Consider the following 20363-nt stretch of genomic DNA (forward strand, 5'->3'; position numbering starts at 1 on the left):
AAATTGCTGGTCTGAACGCTACTTCACATTCATTCTACGTTCCAGTTCAGCCAGGCGTTCTTCCTGCTGGGCAAACACTACAGACTGTTCCTGTAGCAATGCTTTCTGAGCAGTCATCTTGTGCTCCTGTTCGATCAGATACAGGGTGAGTTCCTCCACTTTCTGTAGTAGGACAACCTGATTATTGCCAAGGTCCAATCCATGCTCAATCACTTCTTTCTCTGATGGAACTGAAGGCAGGTGTTTATGATTGCGTATATATGCTTCCAGCTCTGCCAAAGGCATAAGGTGGTAGGATGGCTCAAAGACGAAGTCTGCCCAGCCTTCCGGTCTGACACGTACTAATCGTGCACTGATATCACCATTAACTGACAATTTTGCCTGTGGGTTGGTGGTACCGATGCCTACGTTACCAGTGCCTTGATTGATAAATAACACACTTCTCCTCGAATAGGTGTTATAAAACTCCCAGCCACCTGTATTTGTTTCTGCATCGCAGTCAAACCGTAACGTTCTTGTCTCTACCGATGATGGCCGCAGAAAATGGCTCTTTACTGTGTAACCAGTGGTTGAATCCATTCCGATACTTAAACCATCTTTGTTCCAGATCACCATACTGTTATTGGTCGAATTGCCGGCATTGGTAACAGCCTGCAGGTCTGGTGTCTGAGCATGTATTACCGCAGCGCGACATACAAGAAAAATTAAAAACAGTTTCTTTACAAAGCCCATAATATTGTTCTTTAAAGAGTTATAAAATTGAATCTTTACCAGGTATCAGTGCATCTTGGCAACTGTTTATACAACATTGGAAATCATCCTGTTGATGTATACTGTATTGGAGTAGCGCAACATGACACAACCATGCCTACGCCTGTAGCAAAAGTGCTGTATCATCAGCATTAAGCCGAACTGACCCAACAAAATTATTGAGAATCTTCGCTGCTTTTTAAGCGATGTCCACAGGACGCCAAAACATGTCCATAGGACGCCAAATTGTGGTGTGACGAAGCTCGAATGCTATAAATTCAGACGTAAAATGCTTGTTTAACAGCTGTTCTAAGCAGCAGATTCCCCCCACGCCATTCTCCCTCCCCCGAGAGATAATCGACGCGAAAATTATGTTGTAGCAAACATGAACCATCAGCAATGCTCCGGCAAAGCGGTCCCTCCAGAGTTCATATAGTACGGGAAATGGGTTACTGCCCTGACAGATAATACAGGTAGTAGTTAACAACGTTTACATCATCGAACATCTTATTAAATCAACATAGGTATATAAATTCTATGCGAAGAAAAATAATATTCCTTATACAAGGAAATTTTTTTTCTCGAATCACCCGTTTTTTACTAATTGTATTATCTTATCTCACAGCGAAAATACCGGTGCTATACGCAATAGATGTACGCAGCCATTTTATTTAGAAAAAATTTTAGGCACTGTAAGTTTTTGGCTAATCCGGCAACTAATATCTGTGTACAACCGGTTTACAACATGCAAACCGGCATTTATTCCTGACTAGCAACAACCACGAATGGATGAAAAACAGTTTTTAGATCAACTCACTCTTCATCAGCAGGTCATTCATAAAATCTGCTGGTTATACAGGGATTCAAAAGAAGACCGGGAAGACCTCTTTCAGGAAATTGTTTTCCAGCTTTGGAAGTCTGCCTCTTCCTTTGAAGGCAAATCATTGTTCAGCTCCTGGCTATACAAAGTCGCACTGAACACTGCGCTCGCCTCATTCCGTAAAAAGCAACCTAATATCAGTTATCCGGAAACACTTCCGGATCTGGCTGCGCAAAACACTAATGACGAACAGCAAAATGAAGAATTGATATGGGCACTCCGACAATTAAATGATGCTGATAAAGCCGTAATAACCCTCTATCTCGAAGGACTAAGCTATCAGGAAATCGCCGCTATACTCGGTATCTCAGAGAATAATACGGGTGTAAAGATCAATAGAATAAAAAGTAAACTACAGCAACTATTACAACTAAAAAAATGAACTATGCAAAATGATCCTTTAATGGCTATGTGGGATAATATAGGCAAGCAACCCGCCGACCAGGAAAAGCTGAAGTCTATGATCGCTGAACGTACCTATCCTGTACGTAGGAAGATCCGGTTGCAGATGATTATTGAAATAACTGGCTTCGCACTATTGTTACTGGTATACTATGATTTCTTCGATGGACACCAAAAACCTTTGTATGGCAATGTTGCATTAGTAAGCGGACTACTGCTGGCCATATCATACAACATTGTAGGATACAGACTCGCAGGAAAATCTGTTCCCCTATCCTCTATCACAACGTCGCTGGAACAAAGTCTGAATGACTTGCGCAGGTATTCACGATTATCAATACTGATAAGGATTTTGACAGCTGTTTGCCTGCTGACCTTCTTTTGTTCAGTCATCATTTTCACAACAGGCAAATATCTCCTGCTCATTGCAATTGTCTTGGTATTCGCCAATCAGATTTTCTTATTAAGTCGTTTATGGTCAAACAGGATAGCCCGACTAAAAGCAACCTTCAGTGAGCTCACTTCGGAATTGTAACTTGCCCTCACTAACGCTGCTTATCCATAATATCAGCTGCTAAAAGCTCTAGCTCCCATTCCTTCTCCGAAGGGGTGGGACTTGCCATGATACGCCCCAATACCGGCATGTAGTCGTCATCCAGCTTCACCGGCGTGACAGCCAATATACAAATCATCACGCCGTATTTCCACTGGTCATCATTGGTATGCAATACAGCCAGTATCTCTGACTTAATATCATTCGCATAAGGTCTCAGATACTCCCCTATTCCGTCGCCTACCCACCAGTTCAGATCCTGTAGCCATTCCAGTAACTCCGGCACGTCCTGCCGGATGTCTTCAAAATCACATGTCTGCAAAAATGCTACTGCTTCCATGTCAAGCTTTTGCTTCGGTATATGCCTTTTCATGCTGCCAATTTTATAGACCAGCTTCGACTTTATAATTCTCAACCACATACAGATCAACGTCAGGATAGTCAGCCGCTACCTGGTCAATCACCAACTTAACCTCTTCCCAGTTTAATCTACCCAACCCGGCACCAATTTTCGGTAGCGCAATGCGGTATACACCATTTTCTACGGCAAATGTCATCATCTTCCGTAACGACTGCTCTACTGCCGGTAATTCGGCCCTGGTTGTCCATGATACCTGTGTGCCCAGATTAAACACGTACCCGGCAGCATCTTTATAAGGATATATATCTCCAGGCCGAAATTCTCCGGTTTTACAACGACGTTTATATTCCACGTACATTCGGGGATATTTCTCTTTAAATGCTACGGCAATTCCTTTTCCCATAGCACCTGCGCAATTACAACCGTGCGCGTAATTCTGGACACCCTCAATGCCGAAGATGTCTCCATATTCAATGTACTGAACCATTTGTATCAGTATAATTTTTTAAGTACCAGTTCAGGAAGGCGACAACCAGAGTTTCTTCATAGGCACGCTCATTGTACAGGAACTTCCGACAAGTTACAAAAGTTGTCGTACTTCATCAGCGGAAATTCTTTCTGCTCTTACCAACAAATCAACGCCTTTATCATCGATCTCTTAAATTATACCACCCACCACTGCCCTGGCCGCTCCAACCCCTTCATCAGCACTACTACCGCATTCATAAAAAAAATTCTCTACCTATAGTGTCATTTTCACACCTATTTTATACTTTTAGTCTCTGTATCCATAAAAACACAACCAGCGTACATCTCCATGTGAAAAACATTACCTGTACTATGCGTTAAAACACTTATTGCTACAATTCCACAAGAATAGCCCAACCTGCTATACAGCCCGTATGCAGTTCCTATTGCGAACTTATCATGCATATAAAATGACGTTTATGAAAAAACTATCAATGCTGCTGCTGCTCATCTGCGCCCTCCACGCGCATATCGTTCATGCACATGCAGTTAACCAGCCCTCCGGACCACCCATCACCGTTACCGGAAAAATTACCGATAAGGACGGATCTCCTGTAATAGGTGCATCTATCCGCATAAAAGGTGGCACTGGTGGAGCCTCCACAAATGCTTCAGGCGAATTTTCCCTTTCCGCAGTTCCCGACAATGCCGTCCTTGTTATATCCAGTATGGGATATAACGCTATCGAAGTCTCCCTCAGCGCTTCCGATAAAGGCATCGCTGCTGCGGCTGTAAAAGCGACTGATGCAGACAATTTGCGGGTAACCGCAGGACCATCACCTTACCTGCAGATTACACTCACCTCTTCCGTGCAGGAATTAGGCGAAAGTGTTGTAATCGCCTATGGTACTGTCAAAAAAAGAGACCTGACGGGGTCTGTAGTTTCAATCAGAGAAGCTGATATCACCGCCACCCCCGTTAACAACCCGATGGAAGCGCTGCAGGGTAAAGTTGCCGGTATGGATATTATGCGTAGCTCGGGTGCGGTGGGTACCAATGTTAATATTCTGTTGCGCGGTAGCCGATCTATCTATGGGGAAAACAGTCCGTTGTTTATCGTAGATGGTATCCAGAGCAGCTATGACCAGATCAACCCATCTGATATTGCGTCAATTGACATCTTGAAAGATGCATCCTCCACCGCCATTTACGGCTCCGCTGGTTCAAATGGTGTGGTGATCATCACCACGAAAAAAGGAAAAGCGGGTAAATCTACGGTCAACCTCGATGTATTCTATGGTCTCTCCGGAAGCCCCCACTATTTCCGGGGAATGACAGGAGATGAATACGTCAACTATCGTCGTGAGCTTTACCGCACCGTCAATAACGAGTACCCACAGGATATTTCTCAGATATTTACGATAGAACCGCTGCTGGATGCCTACAATAAAGGTAAATGGATCGATTGGGTAGGATTGATCACTGACAATACCGCTACACAGCAGAAGTATCACTTGTCTTTGTCTGACGGTACCGGCAAAACAAAAGTATACACTTCCTTTACCTACACAAAAGAAGAAGGTATTCTCAGTAACGAAAACCTGAACAGGTATGCACTCCGCATGAACCTGGACCGCGATATCGCCAGTTGGATGAAAGTCGGCACCAACATCAATCTCAATTATTCCATCCAGAATGCCAGGGCTAAAAACATCTTTACCAAGTCCCTGTCTGCACTGCCGCTCGGTGATGCCTTTGATGCCCAGGGTAACATTAATCCCGAATTTATGCAGGGTGAAACTACCCCACTTGGCGATCAGTTGCCCGACCAGTTTGCTGATAATACCCGTACTACCTACGCCTATCTCAACGGATATCTGGATATCAAGCCCTGGAAAGACCTGACCTACCGGTCAGTAATAGGTGTGACACTGAATAATTTCCGTAATGGCAAGTATTGGGGCAAACAGGCGGTATCGAATGTAACACCCGGTTTTGCCGCTCCCCTGGCAGGCATTTATAATAGTTTTGGCTATGGCTATACCTGGGAGAATATTGTTACCTACAATAAGACCATTGCAACTGATCATCAGCTGACACTGACCGGTATCACTTCCTGGGCAAAGAACAGCGCAGACCTGAATAATGCTATCGGACAAGGACAGGAACTGGACTATTATCAGTTCTATAACCTTGCAAATGGTACGCAGAAGATGGGCATTGCCTCTTCCTATGAACAGCGCCAGCGTATGTCTTTTGCAGGAAGAATCAACTACAGCTTCCGCGGCAGATACCTGCTCACGCTTACTAACAGGTGGGATGGTGTATCTCACCTCGCAGAGGGGCATAAATGGAGCGCCTTTCCTGCCGCCGTTGCTGCATGGCGGGTATCTGATGAAGGCTTTATGAAGGGGGCCGGTGGATGGATGGATGAATTTAAAGTACGTGTTGGTTATGGCGTGACAGGCAACTCAGGTGGTATGACACCTTATTCTTCCAGAACACAAGCCGCTACGTATCAGGTGATTTCCCTTGACGGAAAGGTGGTTCCCAATGTTCAGAATACAGGCACGTATTCCAACCCGCTGATCAGCTGGGAACGGAGCTATAACACCAACATCGGTCTGGACCTCACGCTGCTTAAAGGACGCATTACCCTCAATGCAGACGTATATAACACCGATACCAAAGGTCTGCTCTTTAAACGTACTTTGCCCATCACTTCCGGACTTACCACCTGGGCGTCTCCGATGCAAACCTGGCAGAATATCGGACAAACCAATAACAAAGGTATAGAGATCACACTGAGTACGCGTAATATAGTCAGACCTGCTTTTGAATGGAGCACCAACTTCTCCTTTACCAGCAATAAAGAGAAGATAGTGTTCCTCCCCGATGGCGACGTTATAGCAGAAAAGCTATTTAAAGGCCACCCTATCAGCAGTCATTTCGACTACAAGTACCAGGGCATCTGGTCTACTGCTGAAGAAACAACTGCTGCACTCTACGGTGCTAAACCAGGCTTTGTCAAAATTGCTACCAACGAAAAATTTGATGCTAATGGTGTAGGTGATAAAGGCGTACACCCCTACTCTCAGAACGACCGCATGATACTCGGTTCTACCGTACCCAAATGGCTGCTCGGCGTCAATAACAACATCACCTTCCGCAACTTCGACCTGAATGTGTTCACGATGATCCGCTGGGGACAAACTATTAATAGTAGTCTGCTGGGCTGGTACTCTACCAATGACGACGGACAACCATCCGGCATCAATTACTGGACGCCTGAAAATCAGTCCGGCCGGTATCCGCGCCCGGGCATCAATAGCACAACCGGTATAGAATCCCTGCGATATGTGGATGGTTCCTTTATCAAGATCAAAACCATCACCGCCGGTTATACACTACCCGCACAGTTTACCAGACATGCCCGCATCACCAAAGGAAGGATTTATGCCACGGCATACAATCCTTTGATATTTACCAAAAACCGGGAACTGAAAGGTACAGACCCTGAAACGAATGGATCGGATGCATTTCCGCTCTTCGCGACTTACGTATTTGGTATGAACATCACTTTTTAATCCAGCAATCATGAAATTCAGAATATTACCCACGTTAATGCTCGGACTGCTGACCAGCATATCATCCTGTTCACTGGAGGAAGTAAATCCTTCAGGATTTACTATAGATGCTGTTGCTGCATCTTCTGTAGAAGGCTACAGGAAATTGATCAACAACTGCTATTTCGGTATGGAACGCCAGTTATACGGCTATAACTACTGGATGATGCTTTGTGAAGCCGGTACCGATATATGGACATACCAGAAGAATGGTGTATCGTTCTCACAGTTTTTTAAATACAACGCCGGCGCTGCTGCTAACCTGACAATAGGCAAGGATGTATGGAACTCCTGCTACGATGGTATCGGATCCTGCAACACTGCTATCAGTTACGCATCAGTTGCTCCATTCACTACTGAAGAAGAAAGAAACAAAGTGGTGGCAGAGGCTTACTTTCTACGGGCTATGTACTACTATAACCTGGTAGAGCAGTTTGGCGGTGTTACCCTGACGACAACTCCCAGCGTAACCATCGACCTGCGCCCGACAAGAACAGCGCCGCTGGATATATATAATCAGGTGATCATCCCAGACCTGCAATTCGCAGTACAATGGCTACCTATTGACAATGGTACTACCAAACCATCTAAAAAGTCTGCTCTCGGCTTTCTTGCGCGGGCTTACCTGCAAACGGTTGAATATGATGATAGCAGATCTCTTGCCGGCAAAGCCCTGGAAACTGCAAAGATGCTGATCGACGACTGTGAAGGTGGCGGGGCTAAATATAACACCTTCCTGTATCCAACCTTCAGTGAAGTATTCCTGGAAACTAACAATTACACCAATAAGGAATCTCTATGGTCACATCGTTTTGTGGTTGGAGGTGTGAGTAACAATGCATGGAATATGAACATGAACAGTGAGCTGTTCTATGCGGTAGTCACTGACTTCGGCGCTATTCAACAGGTGGGTGCCGACTATACCACCTGGGGAAGGCGTTCCGGTGGACAATTCATGCCGAGCGCACATCTGCTGGATCTATTCTTACAGCCTGACGGGACACTGGATCCACGGTATCATCAATCTTTCCAGACTTCCTGGACGGTCAACAAACCCACCTATTCCTGGACAGACGCCGCCCTCAGAATATTTGACCGTAGTGCAGATATAACAAATACTACTACGCTCAGCGCTAATGATACGGCAATTCAATTCGTTCATCGCGGGGAACCTGACTATGCATCAAAGGTAGCCGGCAAGTTATCGCAGCCTTATCTCGTAGTAGATCATGCAGATGTATACAACACGACAACGAAATCCGTAAAGATGCAATACAATAGGGTAAACAGGCCCCTGGATGGCGGAGGTACGCTCACGACCAATCCGTTCTTCAGCTTCTACCCTTCGCTTACCAAACATAACAGCAGCAATTACTACACGAATAATCCCAACAACAATCGTTATGGTAACCTAAATGCTACCTTCATGATGCGTATGTCAGAAGTATACCTCATTGCTGCAGAAGCTGACCTGTATGCTAATGGCGGAGGAAATGCGCTTCAGTATCTAAACAGGATCAGAAGTAGGGCAGGCGCTGTTCCATTAGGCGGGGTGACCATCGAAACCATTCTCGATGAAAGAGCCCGTGAATTGTGTGGGGAATATGTACGTTTCTATGACCTTAAACGGACAAAAAAACTGAACAAAGCCTACCTTATGTCTACCAACCCTGACGTCGGACAATTCTTCAATGATAACCAGTATGAGGTCAGAGCCATCCCTTCAACCTTCCTGAATACCTTACAAGATGGCGGAGCTTATTATCAGAATCCGAATTATTAATAACAGGTATCGAAAGAGCGAGCAAAGGATATAAATAACAAGGGGCTAATTATGAAATTAGCCCCTTGTTATTTATATCCTTTGCTGATTATTATTTTCTTTTGAACCAGTCGTTAGGAATCGGCTGTATCTTACCGCCGTTCACCCGGTACTCCAGCTTGAGTGTGTAACCACCGCCGCCTTCTACAAATTTGATTTCAAAAGGATGTATACCTTTCTGCAGCGCAACCTGACCGCTCTTCTGAACAGGTGCATGCCAGCCATCATTGTCAACTACTTTGTCACCGGCAATATACAGGTTTGCACCATCATCTGCCGTGAGGAAGAAGCTGTAAATAGCCGTCTCCGGTACTTCAATATAACCAACGATCTTCGCACCAAAAGCCTTACCGCCTTTACCCATGCCTTCAGGTATAACTGCATTGCTGACATTCACAACACTATCTGGCGTATCAGGCAGTTTTGTAACACTCCTGAATGAGCTGTCAAAGTATTGTACCTGCAACCCGCTTTGCAGGCCGCTCACGTTCACCGGAGCAAAGAATGACTGCTGACGGTAATTGAGGGTGTATATATCGCTGCTGCTGCCGGAAGGACTGAAAGACGCTAACTTGATAGTACCAGGACCAGGTACAATGAATGCCGCCGGTAATTCAGTGGAAGTCATCGTAGGAGCTGTACCGTCGGTAGTGTAACGAATAGTGATCTCCGGGGCTGGTTTCTCTAATTTCAGGACAGTCTTTCCAACCAGTACATTGTCATCTGTAAATCCATCGAGGTCCGGCATACGATAATGTACTTTCAGCTGATCCAGGCGTTTGTACTGCTTGTTCAGTCTGAGCAGGTAATTGTCATAATTCTGACGATGCGTCCATAGTACTTCAGACAGTGCCGTCATACGCGGGAATATCATAAAGTCTGCTCTTTTCTCAGAAGGAATATATTCGGTCCAGGTATTTGCCTGTGCACCAATGATATATTTTGCTTCTTCTGCTGTCAGGTCCTTTGGAACCGGATCAAAGTGATATACATTCGAGATGGAGTTACGGTCGGGCGTACCATCGAAGTATAACGGATTACCCGGCGTCATGATAACGAAGTTGCCATTTTTTGCAGCTTTCACGGGTGCATCAGGTACCCAGCTACGCCAGTACATCAGCATAGCGGTTTCGCTGATACCACCTTCCAGTATCTCATCCCATCCGATCAGCTTTTTACCATTGGCATTGAAGAACTTCTCCATTCTTTTCACAAAGTAGCTTTGCAGCTCTTCAACCGTTTTCAGGTTATTTGCTTTCATCACCTCAGCACATGCCGGCGATTTTGCCCAGGTACTCTTCTCTACTTCGTCCGCACCAAGATGAACATATTGTGACGGGAACAGCGCAAAGATTTCTTTGTAGACGTTTTCAGCAAATTCAAACGTCGATTCATTACATGGGCAGATAGGTGTAGTGAATAAAGCACCCCAGGTAGAACCTCCCACACAGCTCAGGTATGGATAGGACTTGATAGCGGCCATCATATGACCCGGCATATCAATTTCAGGAATTATCTCGATGTGACGGGCAGTTGCGTATGCAATCAGTTCTTTCATCTGTGCCTGGGTATAGAAACCGCCATACAGGGTCTTTCCGTCCTTCTGAATGATATGAGCTTTGTCTATCTCCATATCAGGATTCGTCTTTGCTTTTTCCATACAAACCGAATCCTGGTTGTTAAATTCACGCCATGCACCCTGCTGTGTCAGCAAAGGGTACTTTTTGATCTCTATGCGCCAGCCCTGGTCATCAGTCAGGTGAATATGGAATTTATTCATTTTATACAAGGCCAGCAGGTCAATGAACTTTTTAAGGTAGTCCATTGAGAAGAAATGCCTTGATACATCCAGGTGCATACCACGCCATCCGTATACGGGATGGTCTGTAATCTTCACGGCTGGTATGGCGATCTTTGTCAGTTTCGCATTTTTAACGCCTTCAATACCCGCAGGCATCAGCTGACGTACTGTCTGAACGCCACGGAACATACCTGTTGGCGTCTTAGCGGCAATGGTCAATTGCTGTGGGGTTACTTCCAGCGTATAATCCTCTTCGCCGGTCAGCTGACTGTCCAGTTTCAGTACAATGGTACCATTACCATTTTTGGTGGTAACGCCTAACGTCTTTCCCAGTCCCTGTTTGATCAGCGACTGTAACTGAGCGGCTTCATTACTGAAGAATGTTTTGTTGGAAGGTAATACCAATTTGGTTTTTGCAGTGATCTCGAACTCACCGGCAGCAGGAACCAGCTGCTGCGGATATGGGACAATCGCATAACGTGCCGGATCTGCCTCCTGTGCCCGGGCGGCAGCAACACCCAGCAATACGCTGAATATTACGGCTCCCGTAAGCCTGAATGGTTTAAACATAATAGATTCTTTAAGCATGATAAGCTGGCAAAATACCAAGAATCTCAACAGGAAACTGATGCCATATTGCTCATTCCTGCGGCAATATTGACGCCTCGGGTTGCCAGTTCTCTATCTTTAATAAGCGGAAAAACTCCTGTTCTTCCATCTCTTTGACGCCACCCGGGGGCAGATCCCCCAGTTGAAGGTCTTCAATAGATACCCGGATCAGCCGGTCACAATGGTGCCTGATAGCGGATGTCATCTTCCGTACCTGATGGTATTTGCCTTCTGTAAGCGTGATAAGTAGCCACGAATGCGGCAAAAACTCTTTCAGCGGATATTGTGTGCGTGGCGCAATATGCGCCGGCTTCTCCACAATCTCCACTTCACAGGGCGTAGTGACCCAGTCTGCTCCGCCTTTTATACGAATGCTGACACCTTTTCTCAGCTGTTCTGCACTTTCTTCTGTCACTACATTCTTTACCATCACCAGGTAAGTACGCTTGTGCGGCTGGTCACTTTCAAATAACAACCGGGTGACCCTTTTGTTGGTCGTCAGGATCAACAGTCCTTCAGAATGATTATCCAGCCGGCCCACCGCATGTGTGCCTTCCGGGAAGTCGAAATCAAGATCTCCCAGCAGTCTGACCTTGTCAGGACTGATAAACTGAGAAACCATATTATATGGCTTATTGATAATGAAATATCGGTGGCCGCTCTCGTTCATGCGTATTCAATTCAGGTAATATATGCCCAGATCCGATTAATATATTTAAAATCACTTCTGACAACTATCCATAATTTTAAGCATTGTCAAAATTACTCCTGTTGTATGAAATTACATGTGATCTTGCTTACATCGCTGGTTTGTGCCGGCCTATCTGTGAAGGCGCAATTGAAGAAAGACTATCCTATTCAACCGGTCGCTTTTACACAGGTACAGGTAACCGACAATTTCTGGGCACCAAAAATACGGGTTAATGCGGAAATTACCATCCCATATACATTGGAGCAATGCCGGAAAACCGGACGTATTGACAACTTCAAACGTGCGGCGCACACCATCCCCGGCGATAAGATGACAGAGTATACTTTTGACGATACTGACCTGTATAAGGTCATTGAAGGGGCCTCCTATGGATTGCAGGTAAGAAAAGACCCCGCCCTGGAACAATACCTGGATACGCTCATTAATATCATTGGCGCTGCACAGGAAAAGGATGGCTATTTGTACACCTTCCGTACAGTGAATGCCACTCAGCCACATGCCTGGATCGGTGCGCGCAGATGGGAGGAAGAAGAAGATCTCAGTCATGAACTGTATAACTCAGGCCACCTGTTTGAAGCAGCTGTAGCACATTACCAGGCTACTGGCAAACGAAACCTGCTGGACATTGCTATACGAAATGCCGACCTGCTGGTAAAGACTTTCGGCTTCGGAAAAGAAGAACGCTTCCCCGGTCACCAGATTGTTGAGACGGGACTTACAAAGATGTACCGTGTTACTGGTAACAAGTCTTACCTCGACCTTGCAAAGTTCTTCCTGGATGTACGCGGCCCCGGTAAAAAATACAGCGGCGAATACAATCAATCCTACAAGAAAGTGGTAGACCAGCATGAAGCAGTTGGACATGCTGTCAGGGCTACCTACATGTATACCGGCATGGCCGACGTAGCAGCCCTTACCGGCGATCAGGAATACCTGCATGCCATTGATGATATCTGGCATGATGTCGTTGAAAAAAAGCTCTATATCACCGGGGGGATTGGCGCCACTGGTAACGGTGAAGCCTTCGGTAAACCCTATGACTTACCCAATATGTCGGCATATGCAGAAACATGTGCCGCTATTGCCAACGTATACTGGAACAGCCGCATGTTCCTGCTGCATGGCGATGCCCGCTACATCGATGTACTGGAACGTACACTGTATAACGGACTGCTCTCAGGGGTATCGCTCAGCGGAGACCGGTTCTTCTATCCCAATCCGCTGATGTCGATGGGGCAACACCAGCGTAGCGCCTGGTTTGGTTGCGCCTGTTGTATCTCTAACATGACCCGCTTCCTGCCATCTATGCCAGGATATATCTATGCGCAGAATAAAGATGATCTGTACGTCAATCTCTTTGCAGGTAATACCGCTGACATCCAACTGCCTGCAGGCAAAGTCCGGCTGGAACAACAAACAAATTACCCCTGGGATGGAAAGGTAGCCATTACTGTCAATCCTGCAACTACTAACGGGTTCAGTCTGCACATCCGTATTCCAGAATGGGCCAATGGTAAGCCAGTCCCCGGCGACCTGTATTTTGAGGCAGACAGCGCAGTACGTCAACCACTTACCATACTGCTGAACGGCAAACCGGTAAAGTACAAAACATCCAAAGGTTATGCTGTACTGCAAAGAAACTGGAAGAAAGGCGATAAGGTAAGTTTCGAACTCCCTATGGAGGTACTGAAAATACTGGCCCGCGATTCCGTGACTGCCGACAAAAACCGTTTTGCGCTGCAACGGGGGCCCATTATGTATTGCCTGGAAGGCCCGGACAACAAAGATGCAGTAGTACAGAATATTGTGGTTGAAAAAAATGCCCCTGTTCAGGCGACCTATAAACCTGGCTTCCTGAACGGAGTAACAGTGCTGGAAATGCAGGGTACCGCTGCCAGCAGACAATTGAATACTGACCAGCTGACTAGTACAGCACAGCCGGTAACTGCTATTCCCTACTATACATGGGCAAACCGGGGTCCTGCTGAGATGACCGTATGGATACCTTATGAGGCCTCTGCAGCAAGACCGAAACCTGCTCCTACCATTGCTTCCAAAAGTAAGGTTAGTGCCTCCGCTCCTAATAAGAAGATGTATATGGCGCTGAACGATCAGTATGAGCCGCTCAATGCACAGGACAAAAATGCCATGTACCTCCATTGGTGGCCTAAACATAATACGCTGGAATGGGTACAATATGACTTTGACCAGGAATATACCGTTTCCGGCTCCGAAGTATACTGGTATGATGACAGCCCTTTCGGCGACTGCCGTGTACCGGCCTCCTGGAAGATACTTTACAAACAAGGCGACCAGTGGATACCCGTAAAAAACAACACCCCTTATAGTATTACTAAAGATAAGTATGACAAGGTGACCTTTGAACCAGTAAAAACAAGGGCCCTGAAACTGGAAATACAACTTCCTGCTGAAAATGCGTCAGGTATCCATGAATGGATAGTGAAATGACTAAAATTTTTAGTAAAATTGCGGTGCTATGTCACTGCAAATTACGTCACTCAATTCCGGCAGCAACGGAAACTGTTATTATATCGGGAATGCTACAGATGCAGTCCTGATAGATGCGGGTATCTCCTGCCGGGAAACAGAAAGAAGGATGAAAAGGCTGGGATTGAAGATGGACATAGTAAAGGCCATCTTTATTTCTCATGAACATTCCGATCATATCCGCGGACTGGAAGTACTGTCCAAGAAATACTGCCTGCCTGTATACATCACACCTAAGACCATGTTGCACGGGCGATTGGCCCTCAATGAACTGTATGTCAAGGTATTTGATGCAATGACTCCGGTTGCAATTGGCGGACTGACCATTCACGCCTTCTCCAAAGCACACGACGCTATTGAGCCACATAGCTTCATGATCTGCCATAATGATATCCGCATAGGCGTATTCACTGATATCGGCATACCCTGCAGTAACCTGATCAGTCACTTCCAGCAATGTCATGCAGCCTTCCTGGAAGCTAACTATGATGAACAGATGCTGGAACAGGGACGCTATCCCTATTTTCTCAAAAAGCGTATCCGCGGCGGCAGAGGTCACCTTTCCAATGCACAGGCGCTGGAAGTGTTCAAAAAGCACAAACCGGCCTTCATGACACACCTCCTGCTTTCCCACCTGTCCAGAGACAATAATAAACCTGAACTGGTACTAGACCTGTTCCGTCCGCATGCAGGACGCACACAGGTAGTCGTAGCCTCCCGCGATGTGGAAACTGCTATATATCACATTAGCGCTGTGCCACAGACTGTCATTCCGAAGATTGATTATATACAGGGACAACTGGCTTTCTAACATATATCATATTTCCGGCTAATCATTATCATGTTTTAAGAAGTAATGCGGGCATAATTTTGGGACATCGTTCTTAAAATACAATTCTATGTCTGACATATCATATACCACCGCGGCAGAAGCCGTAAGGTGCGTTGAGTCTGGTAATCGTGTATTTATTCATGGTAGTGCCGCTACCCCTGTTCACCTGCTGAGAGCTCTGCAAAACAGACATGCTGACCTTAAAGACGTTGAACTGGTAAGTATCACTACGCTCGGAGACGTTGATTTCGACAACCCACTATACAGAAAGAGTTTCTTTATTAATTCATTGTTTGTTTCCGCTGCCAACCGTAAAGTTGTGAACAGCGACGACGGAGACTATGTTCCCATCTTCCTCAGCCAGATCCCGCAGTTGTTCAGGAAAGGCATCTTGCCGCCGGATGTGGCCATCGTAACAGTGTCGCCACCAGATGCACACGGATATTGCTCACTGGGTACTTCCGTAGATATTGCCCGTGCAGCGGTGGACGTAGCTAAGTATGTGATAGCCCAGGTGAATCCGCTGATGCCACGTACACATGGCGATGGCTTCATTCATGTATCAAGATTTCACGCCGCAGTATGGCAGAAAGCCACCTTACCCGAACTGGATTATGCACAACAATCAAGTGATATCACCGCAAAGATTGGTCGTAATATCGCCGAACTGGTGGAAGACGGGGCTACGTTACAGCTGGGTATCGGTAACATCCCGGACCAGGTATTGAAAAACCTCACACATCATAAAAATCTGGGACTACATACCGAAATGTTGTCTGACGGGGTAATCCCCTTGATAGAAAGTGGCGCAATCAACAACAGCAGGAAGAAGCTGAACATAGGCAGATCTGTCACTGCATTTATGGCGGGTACCCGCAGATTGTATGACTTTGTACATGATAACCCTGCCATCAGGGTAATGGATATCAGTTATGTGAATGATACGAGTATTATACGCCAGAACCCAAAGGTCGTGGCAATCAACAGCGCAATAGAAATCGATCTTACCGGGCAGGTATGCGCGGATTCTATAGGCACTTACCAGTTCTCAGGTATCGGCGGACAAATGGACTTTATGCGCGGTGCTTCGCTGTCTGAAGGAGGTACGCCCATCATCGCCCTCCCTTCTGTGACCAATAAAGGTATTTCGCGCATCGTTCCCTTCCTGAAGGAAGGCGCTGGAGTAGTAACTACCCGCGGACATATGCATTGGGTGATCACAGAATATGGCAGAACCAACCTGTTTGGAAAAAGTCTCAAACAACGCGCTAAAGCGCTCATTGAAATAGCGCATCCCGATCACCGGGAAACCCTGGAACGGGCCTACTTCGAGCGCTTCGTTAAAAAAGAGTTTCAGTCTTAAGTTGAAGGTTAGAGATGGCTAAGTGCATCCTGTAGGTCTAACTGATTTACGGGATGCATCATCCTTTTACGATGTACATGCCCCCATTTCGCCATTTCATCGATGATCGTTTCCAGGGTCTTGCCATAAGGGGTCAACTCATACTCTACCGTAACCGGTTTAGTATCATAAACCGTTCTCTTCACCAGCTCATTCAGTTCCAGCTCTCTCAGCTCCTTGGAAAGCATCTTTGACCCTACACCCTCTACTTCCCGCTGCAACTCCATAAACCGGCGTTTCCCAAAGCGTAAAGAGCCCAGAATAGCGATCTTCCATTTCCCGTTCAGCACATCCATTGTGTCATGGATAGCCCGCAGATGCTCGGCGCATCCTTCTGTCTTCTCTGTAACCTGTGATTTTCTGCTCATAAATACTTCCTGATAGTTTCTCCGATGAAAGCACTTTCCTTCGGGATACCACTTTCAAAAGTAAAGTAAGTTTAGGAACTTTACAAAAGAAAACGATATTATGAGTACAGCGAATAAAATGAAAGTAGAGATCTGGTCTGATATTATGTGCCCATGGTGCTATATCGGCAAACGCCGCTTTGAAGCAGCTATGGAACAGTTCACAGACGCCGGATCTGTAGAGATAGAATGGCATAGTTTCCAGTTGGACCCAACCATCGAATCCGGTCACGGCGATAACCTGTATAGCTACCTTTCCAAAAGGAAAGGCGTTCCATATGAACAGGCTGTTCAGATGAATAACCAGGTGACCGCCCTTGCAAGTACCCTCGGACTTACTTATAACATGGAACAGGCGGTAGTGGCCAACTCATTTGATGCACACCGCTTAATTCAACTGGCTAAGAAACACCAGCTGGGCGATGCTGCTGAAGAACGTCTCTTCAAAGCCTACTTCACAGAAGGTAAAGACTTCAGCGATCCAGAAACCCTGGTAGCTATCGGAAAGGAAATCGGCCTTCCGGAAAGCGAACTGAAAGAACTGGTCAATTCCCAGGCATTTGCGCCGGACGTTAAACGCGATATTCAGGAAGCATCTGCCCTGGGCATCAACGGCGTTCCGTTCTTCGTGTTTGACAGAAAATATGGCGTATCAGGGGCACAGGCTTCAGAGACCTTCCTGGAAGTGCTGAATAAATCAGTAGGCGAATGGAAGAAATCCCAGCCCGCCGGTCTCGAAATCATAGAAGGACAAACCTGCGGGCCTGACGGCGATTGCTAATTGTTTCGTCAGCTGCTGACATACTGTTGTCATCTTCGTACCTTTCCTTTGTAACTGTAATCAAACTACAAAGGATGACAGCCAGACAACTCCTTCAGCACAGACTTGCGAATCAGCAACTGATTCACCCTGCTTTTACTACTGCCCCCGAACTGGTAAAATGGTGCGGAGCCATTCAGGCCCAGGACTATGAGATGTCTAAATGGGCGGTGGGCATGCGGCTACCTGAAAGTAACAGTCAGGATATAGAAAAATGTATCGCTGCGGGAGAGCTGATTCGTACCCACGTACTGCGCCCTACCTGGCACCTGGTACATCCGGCTGATATACGTTGGATGCTCCTGCTGAGCGGCCCTTACATCGAGCAGGCAATGGGTACCTATAACCGCAAGCTGGAACTGGATGAAAAAGTCTTCCGCAAGAGTAATAAAGTATTAGAAAAGGCGCTAAAGGGCGGTAGAGAACTAACTCGTACTGCCCTGGCTGCGGCCCTCCAGGAAGCAAATATCCCTACCAATGACCTCCGCATGAACTTCCTGCTCATAAAAGCCGAACTGGATATGGTCATCTGTAACGGCGGCAAGCAGGATAAACATATTACCTATGCCCTTTTTGATGAAAGAGTGCCTGCCACACCCTCCATACCGCGGGAAGAAGCCCTTGCAAACCTGGCGCTCCGCTATTTCAATAGCCATGGTCCTGCTACGCTGAAAGACTTTGCCGGCTGGAGCGGTTTGCCTGTTACTGCTGCCCGACAGGGATTGCAACTGATAAAAGATCAGCTACTGGTTGATACCGTCGCCGGACTGGAATACTATCATCCCTCCTCCTCACCTGAAAAAAACAATACCCGGGAGGTATTACTCCTACCTAATTATGATGAATACCTTGTTGCCTATAAGGATAGGGAAGTGATGCTTAACGGACAGCATCCCGGACTGGAAAGCCGAGATGGCAACCCGCTATTCAGCAATATCATCCTGGTACGCGGCGCAGTTGCCGGCACCTGGAAACGAACGATCAAAAAGAAAGAAATTGTCATGGATATGTACCCTAGTACACCACTTAATAAGACGCTGCAATCCGGACTTGAGAAAGAAATAACGCGGTTCCGGCAGTTCATGCGGCTGGAATAGGCGGTCAATGGCAATAGTATCAGCGAGGGAAATATAGACTTCCCATCAATACCGGCAAGGTAGCACCCGGCACGCATTCGTGCATAGACGTTAAAGGAAGAGGCCCGGATCCGGACCTCCTCCTGATAAGTATATTAGTGATGATGGTCCTCATCTCCTGTATTCTTGATCACCGAAAATAACGCATACGCGCCCTTAACCACAATATCAGCGCCTTTGATATCAAAGCCCGGTGGCAGGATCACTTCAGTATATCCCAGCTCACTATTCCCTTTTTCTATATACAGCATTTCATACACATAGTTACCTTCAGCGCCTCCTTCCCGGCCTTTCGCGATGAAAATGCATGGCTTGCCTTCAAACTGGATCACTGCTTCATCCGGCACGGCATTGACCATGGCATTGCCGGTCTCTATCCAGGCGGTCAGGTACATACCCGGCAATAATTCCTTGTCTTCATTATCCAGGTGACAATGTACCTGCACAGTGCGTTCATTACTGATCTGCCTACCTATCAGATGCACCCTTGCAGTACGCTGGGTGGTCTCATTAGCCAGCGTAAACCGTACCCGCTGTTCCAATTTCAGCCTGGGAATGTCTTTTTCAAAAACAGTCACTTCTGCATGCAGATGCTCAGTATTTACAATTTCAAACAGTTTGTCGCTGGGATTCACAAACACACCGATATTGGTGTTCACTGCTGTTACGTACCCGTTAATAGGACTAAACAACTGAATCTCGCTCTGGATATTGCCCGCATCCAGCGATGGCAGGTTAATATTCAGTAAGCGCAGCTTTTCACGCAGTCCTTTTGTACGTGCAGCATTGGAGAGATAGTTCGCCTTTGCCTGTTGATATACCTTCTGTGCATTGACATTCTCTTTTGCCAGTTCCTCCTGTCTTTTGTACTCTGCCAGCAGGTATTCCTCCTGTCCTTTGTTCTCCAGGTATTCCTGCTGTAGCTGTATAAGATCCGGGTGTTGCAATGAAACAACTTTTTGCCCTTTTCTGACCAGAGAGCCCTGTAACAACTCGGTATTCTTCACAAAAGCGCCGAATGGGGAGGATATAGTGATCATGCTTTGCGGCGGTACATCCAGTTTGCCGTTAGCACGGATATTACTGCTGATCTGCTGTTGTTCTATCTTACCTGTTTTAATCCCTGCGGTTGCATATTGAGCAGGGGTTAGTTCGGCAATAACGCCTTCCGTAGCTGCATGCTCGTCCTCGTGTTCAGCAGCCTTCTCAGTTTTATTACCACAACCTGCCAGTATAACAAGCAATGGTATGTATATAAGCTGTTTCATAGATCC

The 20363-nt window shown here is 46.4% G+C and carries 16 protein-coding genes; 9 read left to right on the top strand and 7 right to left on the bottom strand.

What is annotated here, in order from left to right:
* Nucleotides 1-18: 18 nt before the first annotated feature.
* Nucleotides 19-732: a hypothetical protein gene (locus tag K1Y79_RS00055; RefSeq protein ID WP_220247948.1), complete on the bottom strand. Its 714-nt coding sequence runs from the start codon at nt 730-732 to the stop codon at nt 19-21.
* An 803-nt stretch (nt 733-1535) separates the two neighbouring features.
* Between K1Y79_RS00055 and K1Y79_RS00060 the strand changes: the two genes are divergently transcribed.
* Entirely contained in the window at nt 1536-2012 is a 477-nt protein-coding gene (locus K1Y79_RS00060; protein ID WP_220247949.1) for an RNA polymerase sigma factor, read from the top strand.
* Nucleotides 2013-2015: 3 nt separating this feature from the next.
* Complete coding sequence (locus tag K1Y79_RS00065) at nt 2016-2567, top strand: hypothetical protein (RefSeq protein WP_220247950.1); 552 nt, start codon at nt 2016-2018, stop codon at nt 2565-2567.
* 10 nt (nt 2568-2577) lie between these two features.
* On the opposite strand, the gene K1Y79_RS00070 is transcribed toward K1Y79_RS00065, so the two are convergent.
* Nucleotides 2578-2958 carry a DUF5071 domain-containing protein gene (locus K1Y79_RS00070; protein WP_220247951.1) on the bottom strand — a complete coding sequence of 127 codons (381 nt, stop codon included), beginning with the start codon at nt 2956-2958 and terminating at the stop codon, nt 2578-2580.
* Between the two features lie 10 nt (nt 2959-2968).
* Complete coding sequence (locus K1Y79_RS00075) at nt 2969-3433, bottom strand: macro domain-containing protein (RefSeq protein WP_220247952.1); 465 nt, start codon at nt 3431-3433, stop codon at nt 2969-2971.
* Nucleotides 3434-3893: 460 nt separating this feature from the next.
* Between K1Y79_RS00075 and K1Y79_RS00080 the strand changes: the two genes are divergently transcribed.
* Both K1Y79_RS00080 and K1Y79_RS00085 read left to right on the top strand, forming a co-directional pair.
* Nucleotides 3894-7001, top strand: a complete 3108-nt coding sequence (locus K1Y79_RS00080; RefSeq protein WP_220247953.1) for a SusC/RagA family TonB-linked outer membrane protein — start codon at nt 3894-3896, stop codon at nt 6999-7001.
* Between the two features lie 10 nt (nt 7002-7011).
* Complete coding sequence (locus tag K1Y79_RS00085; RefSeq protein WP_220247954.1) at nt 7012-8823, top strand: RagB/SusD family nutrient uptake outer membrane protein; 1812 nt, start codon at nt 7012-7014, stop codon at nt 8821-8823.
* A gap of 91 nt (nt 8824-8914) precedes the next feature.
* Here K1Y79_RS00085 and K1Y79_RS00090 read toward each other — a convergent pair whose 3' ends face one another.
* A complete protein-coding gene (locus K1Y79_RS00090) occupies nt 8915-11233 on the bottom strand; it encodes a family 20 glycosylhydrolase (protein WP_220247955.1) in 2319 nt (772 codons plus the stop codon).
* A 70-nt stretch (nt 11234-11303) separates the two neighbouring features.
* A complete protein-coding gene (locus K1Y79_RS00095; protein ID WP_220247956.1) occupies nt 11304-11942 on the bottom strand; it encodes a pseudouridine synthase in 639 nt (212 codons plus the stop codon).
* A gap of 105 nt (nt 11943-12047) precedes the next feature.
* Here K1Y79_RS00095 and K1Y79_RS00100 point away from each other — a divergent pair, with 105 nt between their 5' ends.
* From K1Y79_RS00100 to K1Y79_RS00110, 3 genes are all read left to right on the top strand, one after another.
* Complete coding sequence (locus tag K1Y79_RS00100) at nt 12048-14453, top strand: glycoside hydrolase family 127 protein (RefSeq protein WP_220247957.1); 2406 nt, start codon at nt 12048-12050, stop codon at nt 14451-14453.
* Between the two features lie 28 nt (nt 14454-14481).
* Complete coding sequence (locus tag K1Y79_RS00105) at nt 14482-15303, top strand: MBL fold metallo-hydrolase (RefSeq protein ID WP_220247958.1); 822 nt, start codon at nt 14482-14484, stop codon at nt 15301-15303.
* Between the two features lie 88 nt (nt 15304-15391).
* Nucleotides 15392-16687, top strand: coding sequence for an acetyl-CoA hydrolase/transferase family protein (locus tag K1Y79_RS00110; RefSeq protein ID WP_220247959.1), 1296 nt, complete (start codon nt 15392-15394; stop codon nt 16685-16687).
* Nucleotides 16688-16695: 8 nt separating this feature from the next.
* Here K1Y79_RS00110 and K1Y79_RS00115 read toward each other — a convergent pair whose 3' ends face one another.
* Nucleotides 16696-17094: a winged helix-turn-helix transcriptional regulator gene (locus K1Y79_RS00115; protein ID WP_220247960.1), complete on the bottom strand. Its 399-nt coding sequence runs from the start codon at nt 17092-17094 to the stop codon at nt 16696-16698.
* A 100-nt stretch (nt 17095-17194) separates the two neighbouring features.
* Between K1Y79_RS00115 and K1Y79_RS00120 the strand changes: the two genes are divergently transcribed.
* Together K1Y79_RS00120 and K1Y79_RS00125 are read left to right on the top strand one after the other, a co-directional pair.
* The gene (locus K1Y79_RS00120) at nt 17195-17914 is read left to right on the top strand and encodes a DsbA family oxidoreductase (RefSeq protein ID WP_236059431.1); all 720 of its coding nucleotides are present in this window, start codon (nt 17195-17197) and stop codon (nt 17912-17914) included.
* Between the two features lie 74 nt (nt 17915-17988).
* Complete coding sequence (locus K1Y79_RS00125) at nt 17989-19050, top strand: winged helix DNA-binding domain-containing protein (protein ID WP_220247961.1); 1062 nt, start codon at nt 17989-17991, stop codon at nt 19048-19050.
* Between the two features lie 134 nt (nt 19051-19184).
* Here K1Y79_RS00125 and K1Y79_RS00130 read toward each other — a convergent pair whose 3' ends face one another.
* Complete coding sequence (locus K1Y79_RS00130; RefSeq protein WP_220247962.1) at nt 19185-20357, bottom strand: efflux RND transporter periplasmic adaptor subunit; 1173 nt, start codon at nt 20355-20357, stop codon at nt 19185-19187.
* Between the last annotated feature and the right edge of the window lie 6 nt (nt 20358-20363).

It is taken from the genome of Chitinophaga rhizophila, assembly GCF_019492185.1.
GTDB classification, from domain to species: Bacteria; Bacteroidota; Bacteroidia; order Chitinophagales; family Chitinophagaceae; genus Chitinophaga; species Chitinophaga rhizophila.